Raw genomic sequence first — 6,121 nt, forward strand, 5'->3', positions numbered from 1 at the left:
CCGGTCAGCCTGCCATTGACGACCCACCCGGCGGGAACCGTTCAACTGCCGTTCACCTGCGCACGGGCGAGCCGGCCACCTCCCGCGCCCCGCCCCGCCCCCGCACCTGGCCGGAACCGCCCCGCGCACGCAGACCCCCGCCACCCCCGAATCTGCCGGTCCACCCTGGTGCCCGAGTCGATCACGTGGCATCGTCCAGGCAAGCCGGTCACGCGCACCGCCGGGAGACCCCCACCACCGCGCGGGACCGCCGCCCACGCCGCGTACCTGCCAGGAGCCGCATCATGACCACCGCCCCGCACTCCGCCGCACACCCGGCACCGGAGCCGCTCTGGCAGCCCGGCCCGGACCGGATCGCCGGCGCACAGGTCACCCGCTTCCACACCTGGGCCGCCACCCACCACGGCGCACCCGCCCCCACCCCCGGCGACCCCGCGGCCAGCTACGCCGCCCTGCACCGCTGGTCCGTCGACCACCTCCCGACCTTCTGGCAGGCCGTCGCCGCATGGTTCGACGTCCGCTTCGGCACCCCCTACGACACGGTCCTGGCCGACCCCGCGATGCCCGGCGCCCGCTGGTTCCCCGGAGCCACCCTCAACTACGCCGAGCACGCCCTGCGCGCCGCCGAGGACCCCGCCCGCGCCGACGCCCCCGCCCTGCTCCACGTCGACGAGCGCCACCAGCCGGCCGCCGTCACCTGGACCGAGCTCCGCGGCCAGGTCGGCTCCCTGGCCGCCGCCCTGCGCCGCCTCGGCGTCCGCCCCGGCGACCGCATCAGCGGCTACCTCCCCAACGTCCCCGAGGCCGTGGTCGCCCTCCTGGCCACCGCCGCGGTCGGCGCCGTGTGGACCTCCTGCGCCCCCGACTTCGGCGCCCGCAGCGTCCTGGACCGCTTCCAACAGGTCGAACCGGTCGTCCTGTTCACCGTCGACGGCTACCGCTACGGCGGCAAGGAACACGACCGCCGCGACACCGTCGCCGAACTCCGCGCCGAACTGCCCACACTGCGCGCCGTCGTCCACGTCCCCCTGCTCGGCACCCCCGCCCCCGAAGGGGCCCTCGACTGGTCCGAGCTGACCTCGGACGCCACCGAACCGGACTTCGCCCAGGTCCCCTTCGACCACCCGCTGTGGGTCCTGTACTCCTCCGGCACCACCGGCCTGCCCAAGGCCATCGTCCAGTCCCAGGGCGGCATCCTCCTCGAACACCTCAAGCAGACCGGCCTGCACTGCGACCTCGGCCCCGACGACCGCTTCTTCTGGTACACGTCCACGGGCTGGATGATGTGGAACTTCCTCGTCGGCGGCCTCCTCGCCGGCTCCACGATCGTCCTGTACGACGGCAGCCCCGGCCACCCCGACACCGCCGCCCAGTGGCAGGTCGCCGCCGCCACCCGCACCACCGTCTTCGGCACCTCCGCCGCCTACGTGATGGCCTGCCGCAAGGCCGGCCTGCACCCCGCCCGCGACCTCGACCTCTCCACCGTCACCTGCGTCGCCACCACCGGCTCCCCGCTCCCGCCCGACGGCTTCCGCTGGCTGCACGACACCTTCGCCGAAACCGGCACCGACCTGTGGACCGCCTCCGTCAGCGGCGGCACCGACGTCTGCAGCTGCTTCGCCGGCGCCGTCCCCACCCTCCCCGTCCACATCGGCGAACTCCAGGCCGCCTGCCTGGGCACCGACCTCCAGGCGTGGGACCCCCAGGGCAAGCCGGTCATCGACGAAGTCGGCGAACTGGTCGTCACCAACCCCATGCCGTCCATGCCCACCCGGTTCTGGAACGACCCCGACGGCACCCGCTACCACGACAGCTACTTCGACACCTACCCCGGCGTCTGGCGGCACGGCGACTGGATCACCGTCACCTCCCGCGGCAGCGTCGTCATCCACGGCCGCTCCGACTCCACCCTCAACCGCCAGGGCGTCCGGATGGGCTCCGCCGACATCTACGAGGTCGTCGAACGCCTCCCCGAGATCCGCGAATCCCTCGTCATCGGCCTCGAACTCCCCGACGGCGGCTACTGGATGCCGCTCTTCGTCCACCTCGCCCCCGACGCCACCCTGGACGACGACCTGCGCGACCGCATCAAGCGCACCATCCGCACACAACTCTCACCCCGCCACGTCCCCGACGAGATCATCGAAGCCCCCGGCGTCCCGCACACCCTCACCGGCAAGCGCATCGAGGTCCCGGTCAAACGCCTCCTGGCCGGCACCCCCCTCGAAAAAGCCGTCAACCCCGGCTCCGTGGACAACCTCGAAATCCTCCGCTTCTACGAGCGGATCGCCGCCGACCGCGCCAAGTGACCCCGCCCCGGCGCCGGCGGCCCCCGCCCGGCGCCGGGCCCACCCACGCCCGAACGGCCCCGCCCGCCGTTGTCAGACCCCCCGATTACTCTCGGTGACATGGATCGTCCGACCAGTGACGACCGCACCACGCACCCACCGAGGGGGAGTCATGACACCCACCACCCGCCCCACCCACCACCCCGCCGGCCACCCGCTCCGCCGCGACCTCCCCACCACCGCCGCCGTCCTCGCCGACGCCCGGGACTTCGCCGCCATGCGCCGCTACCGCACCTTCCCCTTCCACGACCACCGCGGCTACCTCCGACAACTGGAGGGCCTGCTGCACACCCTCGCCGCCGAGGGCGTGCACACCACCCTCTGCCTCTTCGACCCGACCGCCTACGCCCACTACTGCACCGACCACGACCTCGACCCCGACGACCCCCGCAGCCGCAGCCGCTACACCGCCGCCGTCGCCCGCACCGGCGCCACCCTCGCCTACGACGGCACCCCGCTCGACCGCCTCCTGCCGTTACTCACCGAGGAAGCGGCCCGCCGCGCCTCCTGGGACCGCGCCACCGCCCTGCTGGCCCGCGCCGGCCGCTGCACCGCATGCGGCCACGACCTCGCCCACGCGGCGTTCACCCGCGCCACCACCGCCCTCCACCACCTCCTCACCGCCCTCGGGGACGGCACCCACCACCTCGTCTGCACCCTCCCCGACACCACCGGCCCACTCCGCGCCTACCTCCTCGCCACCACCGGCCCCGACGGCACCCCACCACGCCTGCCCGAGTCCGAGACGCTCGCCTTCTGCACCGTCCTCGCCGCCGCCCTGGCCCGGCCCGCCCCCGGCGCCCTCGTCTGCCGCACCACCCCCACCCGAGGCGCCACCCCCGCCACCGTCCGCGGCTGGCGCCTGCGCGACGCCTGGCCCACCCCCCTCAGCGCCGCCGAGATCTTCGACGCCTACTGCACCGACCCCGAAACCGACGAACCCATCCCGCCCGAGCACCACGTCGACTACGCCACCGGCCTGCCCCTGCCACCCCCACCCGGCCCGCACTGCCACCCCTGACCCCACCGCAGGCACCCCGCAGACACGCGAAACGGCCGCCCCGCCACCAGGCGGGACGGCCGTCCCGAAGCACCTCACACGGCGCGGTGCGCCGCCCGGATCACTCCCCGGAGAGCACCGCCTGCGCGGCCGCCCGGGCATCCGCAGCAGTGTCCGCGGCCCGCGCCGCGGCCGCCGCCCGCTCGCACTGCGCCAGCGTGTGCTTGGCCAGCGTCGCCCGCACGTAGGGGAGCGACGCCGCACCCATCGACAGGCTGGTGACCCCCAGACCCGTCAGCACGCACGCCAACAGCGGATCGGAGGCCGCCTCACCGCACACGCCACAGCTCTTGCCCTCGGCCTTCGCGGCCTCGGCCGAAACCGCCACGAGGTCCAACAACGCCGGCTGCCACGGGTCCTGGAGCCGCGACACCGCGCCCACCTGCCGGTCCGCCGCGAAGGTGTACTGCGCCAGGTCGTTGGTGCCCAGCGACAGGAACTCCACCTCCTGAAGGATCGACCGCGCCCGCAGCGCCGCCGACGGAATCTCCACCATCGCGCCGAACTTCGCCTGCAGCCCGGCCTCCCGGCAGGCATCCGCGAACGCCTTGGCGTCGATCCGGTCCGCCACCATCGGGGCCATGACCTCAAGGTAGACCGGCAGCCCCTCGGCGGCCTTGGCCAACGCCGACAACTGCGTCCGCAGCACCTCGGGGTGGTCCAACAGCGTCCGCAGACCCCGCACGCCCAGCGCCGGGTTCGGCTCGTCCGCCGGCGTCAGGAAGTCCAGCGGCTTGTCCGCCCCCGCGTCCAGCACGCGCACCACCACGCGCCCTTCCGGAAAGGCCTCCAGCACCTTCCGGTACGCCTCGACCTGCTTCTCCTCCGACGGCGCCTGCTTGCTGTCGTCCAGGAACAGGAACTCGGTCCGGAACAGCCCGACGCCCTCCGCACCGGCCTCCACCGCCGCCGGCACGTCCGCCGGCCCACCGACGTTCGCCAGCAGCGGCACCTTGTGCCCGTCGGACGTGGCACCCGGACCGGACGACGCCGCCAGCGCCGCCTTCCGCTGCTCCGCCGCCCGCGTCAGCTCGGCCCGCTTCTCGTCGCTCGGGTTGACGAAGACCTCACCGGTGCTGCCGTCCACCGCGATCACGGTGCCCTCGACGAGCTCACCGGCACCCGGCAGCGCCACCACGGCCGGCACTCCCAGCGCCCGCGCGAGGATCGCGCTGTGGCTGGTCGGCCCGCCCTCTTCGGTCACGAACCCGAGCACCAGCGCCGGGTCCAGCAGCGCGGTGTCGGCCGGCGCCAGGTCCCGCGCGATCAGCACGTACGGCTCGTCGCTGTCCGGCACGCCCGGCATCGGCACACCCAGCAGCCGCGCCACGATCCGGTTCCGCACGTCATCGAGGTCGGCCACCCGACCCGCCAGGTACTCGCCCGCACCGGCCAGCAGCGCCCGGTACGCGGCGAACGCGTCGTACACTGCGCGCTCGGCCGTGCTGCCCACGGCGATCCGCCGCTCGACGTCGGCCATCAGCTCGGGGTCCTGGGCCATCATGGCCTGGGCCTCCAGCACGTGCTGGGCCTCGCCACCCGCCAGGTTGCCCCGCGCGATCAGATCGGCGGCCACAGCCTCCACGGCCTGGCGGGCGCGCCCCTGCTCGCGCTCCGCCTCCTCCGTGGGAATCTGCTTGGCCGGCGGCTCCAGCACCGCCGTCCCCATGTGCCGCACCTCGCCGATGGCCACGCCGTGGCTCACGCCGACGCCCCGCAGCGTTGTCTCCATGTCACCCGTCTCCGGTCGTTGCGGCGGGCCCGGCCGCCGCGGTGGATGTCGTACCTGCCGTCTCGCGACGGCGTCCGGCTGCTGCTACTGCCAGGAGAAGAGCGCGTCGCCGGCCTTGATGTCGCCGTCCTCGCGCACCTCGCCGAGCGAGTCCGCAGTCGCCTCCAGCGCGACGACCGGGCACACCGGCGACTTGCCGGCCTCCTCGACCGCGGCCGGGTTCCAGCGCACGACGGCCTGCCCGCGGGTGACGGTGTCGCCCTTGTTCACCAGCAGCTCGAAGCCCTCGCCGTTGAGCTGGACGGTGTCGATGCCGAGGTGCGTCAGCACACCGTGCCCTTCGCCGTCCACGACGACGAACGCGTGCGGGTGCAGGGAGACGATGACGCCGTCCACGGGCGAAACCGCCGCCGACGGTTCACGGACCGGGTCGATGGCGGTACCGGGACCCACCATCGCGCCGGAGAAGACGGGGTCCGGCACTGCCGCGAGCCCGATTGCGCGTCCTGCAAGAGGGGACGTCACGGTGGTCATGGGAAACCTCCCGGGTGAAGATTCATCAGGCCGCCGTCACTGCCTGTCCCGGACGGCGCACCGTTGAGAAGCGTAAGTCATAAGAACTGACGGTTCCGCATGACAGAGCCCAGTTGTGCCCCCATCTCAGCGCGGAATCGATTTGCCTCGCCCACCCGGCCCCTGTACTGTCTGAGATCTGCCCCGGACAGCCAGGAAGCGCTTCGACGCGACCGACTGAGTGGGCGGCACTCCTCAGAGACATGATCCAGATTCTCGAATCATGCGCTTCTGCATGCTTGCAGAAAAGCGGTGGTCCGAAAGCCGGAAAAGCCCTGATAGAGTGTGAAACACCGAAGGGAAGCGCCCGGCGGAAACCCGAGAGGGAATCCAAAGGAAGCGTCCGTTCCTTGAGAACTCAACAGCGTGCCAAAAGTCAACGCCAGATATGTTGATACCCCGTCTCCA

At 72.9% G+C, this 6,121-nt stretch carries 4 protein-coding genes; 2 read left to right on the plus strand and 2 right to left on the minus strand.

What is annotated here, in order from left to right; all coding sequences use genetic code 11:
- The first annotated feature begins 284 nt into the window (after nucleotides 1-284).
- On the plus strand, nucleotides 285-2,309 hold the full coding sequence (locus ACJ6WD_RS22125; RefSeq protein ID WP_331248667.1) for an acetoacetate--CoA ligase: 2,025 nt from the start codon (nucleotides 285-287) through the stop codon (nucleotides 2,307-2,309).
- Nucleotides 2,310-2,460: 151 nt separating this feature from the next.
- Nucleotides 2,461-3,369, plus strand: a complete 909-nt coding sequence (locus ACJ6WD_RS22130) for a hypothetical protein (protein ID WP_407616381.1) — start codon at nucleotides 2,461-2,463, stop codon at nucleotides 3,367-3,369.
- Nucleotides 3,370-3,469: 100 nt separating this feature from the next.
- On the opposite strand, the gene ptsP is transcribed toward ACJ6WD_RS22130, so the two are convergent.
- Together ptsP and ACJ6WD_RS22140 are read right to left on the minus strand one after the other, a co-directional pair.
- Entirely contained in the window at nucleotides 3,470-5,140 is a 1,671-nt protein-coding gene (gene ptsP / locus ACJ6WD_RS22135) for a phosphoenolpyruvate--protein phosphotransferase (RefSeq protein ID WP_020931368.1), read from the minus strand.
- 84 nt (nucleotides 5,141-5,224) lie between these two features.
- A complete protein-coding gene (locus tag ACJ6WD_RS22140; protein ID WP_016577441.1) occupies nucleotides 5,225-5,674 on the minus strand; it encodes a PTS glucose transporter subunit IIA in 450 nt (149 codons plus the stop codon).
- Nucleotides 5,675-6,121: the final 447 nt, after the last annotated feature.

Origin of the sequence: Streptomyces sp. VTCC 41912 (assembly GCF_045799175.1) — a bacterium.
Lineage (GTDB): Bacteria > Actinomycetota > Actinomycetes > Streptomycetales > Streptomycetaceae > Streptomyces > Streptomyces albulus_C.

What these genes read in the sequence shown, in the direction of transcription:
- ACJ6WD_RS22130 (WP_407616381.1), top strand. Translation starts at nt 2,461, where the DNA reads ATGACACCCACCACCCGCCCCACCCACCACCCCGCCGGCCACCCGCTC.
- ptsP (WP_020931368.1), bottom strand. Translation starts at nt 5,140, where the DNA reads ATGGAGACAACGCTGCGGGGCGTCGGCGTGAGCCACGGCGTGGCCATC.
- ACJ6WD_RS22125 (WP_331248667.1), top strand. Translation starts at nt 285, where the DNA reads ATGACCACCGCCCCGCACTCCGCCGCACACCCGGCACCGGAGCCGCTC.
- ACJ6WD_RS22140 (WP_016577441.1), bottom strand. Translation starts at nt 5,674, where the DNA reads ATGACCACCGTGACGTCCCCTCTTGCAGGACGCGCAATCGGGCTCGCG.